Source organism: Nocardia amamiensis NBRC 102102 (assembly GCF_001612745.1).
Classification (GTDB): Bacteria; Actinomycetota; Actinomycetes; order Mycobacteriales; family Mycobacteriaceae; genus Nocardia; species Nocardia amamiensis.
Genome location: NZ_BDBA01000403.1, coordinates 1 through 1843 on the forward strand (window position 1 = coordinate 1; position 1843 = coordinate 1843).

The following is a 1843-nucleotide window of genomic DNA, read 5'->3' on the forward strand; positions in this document are numbered from 1 at the left end:
CTCGGCCGCGGCGGCCCCGGCGCGCTCGCCGACCACCAAACCCTCCAGCAAGCTGTTGGAGGCCAACCGGTTCGCCCCGTGCAGGCCGGTGCGCGCGACTTCACCCGCCGCGTACAGGCCGGGCACTCTTGTGCGGCCGTGGGTATCGGTGACGACCCCGCCGCACTGATAGTGCGCGGCGGGTGCGACCGGGATCAGATCCGTGCGCGGATCGATGCCTGCAGCCAGGCAGGAGGCGGTGATCGTCGGAAACCGTTGCGGGAAGTGGTCGATCGAGCGCGCGTCGAGGTAGACGTGCTCGGTGCCGAGCGCCCGCATGCGCGCGGCGATAGCGCGCGAGACCACATCGCGCGGCGCGAGATCGCCCCGCGGATGCAGCCCGTCGGTCACCGAATTTCCTTCGGTGTCAACGAGTCTCGCGCCTTCTCCGCGAACGGCCTCGCTGATCAGCGGTCTGCGCCCGACCCCGCCGGGGGTGTAGAGCACAGTCGGGTGGAACTGCACGAACTCGAGGTCGGCGACCGTGGCACCGGCCCACAGCGCGAGCGCGATGCCGTCGGCGGTGGCGCCGGGCGGGTTGGTGCTCAGCGCGTACAACTGGCCGAGCCCGCCGGTGGCCAGCAGCACCGCGGGCGCGTGGACGACGCCGAATCCCTGGTCCGACACCGCGACGACACCCTGGACGCCGCCGCGACCGGTGACGATCTGTCCCACCGCGGCCCCGAACAGCACCGGCAGACCGGCCTCGTTCAGCGCCCGCTGCACCTCGGCGCCGGTCGCGTCGCCGCCGGCGTGGATGATCCGGCGGGTGCTGTGGCCGCCTTCCCTGGTCCGGGAGATCTGGCCGTCCCGGCCGAGGTCGAACACCGCGCCGAGGCCGGTCAGCGCGGACACCGCGGCTCGGCCGCCCTCGACGATGGAGCGCACGGCGTCCACGTCGCACAGGCCCGCGCCCGCTTCCACGGTGTCGTGCACATGAGACTCGACCGAATCGCCATGCGGCGCCACAACCGCGATCCCACCCTGGGCGTACTGGGTGGAGGTGTCCGTCGGCCCGCCTTTGCTGAGCGTCAGCACCCGCAGGCCACGCAGTGACGCGGTGCGCGCCGCGGTCAGTCCCGCGACACCGCCGCCGATCACGACCAGGTCCGCCTCGGCCTCCCAGTCGATCGAAACCCGGGATGTCATTGCCCGTGCCCCTCTATCTTCAAAGCCGCGAATCGGCCTGTCTCCCAGGGGGATTCGCGGTGGTCAGCGCTTGCGCCACCGCGTTCCACCTCGGACCGGCCACCGAGGCCGGACTCACTCACCGCCGCCGGGATTGCCGATCGCGATCATCCGCTGCACCGAATTACGGCCCAGCGCAGCGGTTTCCGGATCGACATGGACCTCGTCGCGGCCATCGACCAGGCAGCGCAGCAGTGCCGCCGGGGTGATCATCTTCATGTACTTGCACGAGGCGCGGTCGTTCACGGCCTGGAAGTCGATACCGGGCGCGGCCTTGCGCAGCTGGTGCAGCATGCCGACCTCGGTGGCCACCAGTACCTGATTCGACTTCGCCGCCTTGGCCGCGTCGATCATGCCGCCGGTGGACAGGATGTGCACCCGCTCGGCCGGGAACGCGCCCTCGCCCGCCAGGTACAGCGCGGAGGTGGCGCAACCGCATTCGGGGTGCACGAACAGCTCCGCGTCCGGGTGGGTGCGCGCCTGCTCGGTCAGCTCGTCGCCGTTGATGCCCGCGTGCACGTGGCACTCACCGGCCCAAATGTGCATGTTCGCCCGCCCCGTGACCCGCTTGACGTGCGCGCCGAGGAACTGGTCCGGCAGGAACAGCACCTCGCGG

General features: G+C 71.2%; 2 protein-coding genes. Both read right to left on the bottom strand.

The genetic code is table 11. From position 1 onward, the window contains the following. A partial coding sequence (gene nadB, locus NA4_RS38035) for an L-aspartate oxidase (RefSeq protein WP_067481070.1) occupies positions 1-1188 on the bottom strand: 1188 nt, incomplete at its 3' end. A gap of 114 nt (positions 1189-1302) precedes the next feature. After that, positions 1303-1843: quinolinate synthase NadA (gene nadA, locus NA4_RS38040; protein ID WP_169811223.1), on the bottom strand; the 541-nt coding region annotated here is incomplete at its 5' end.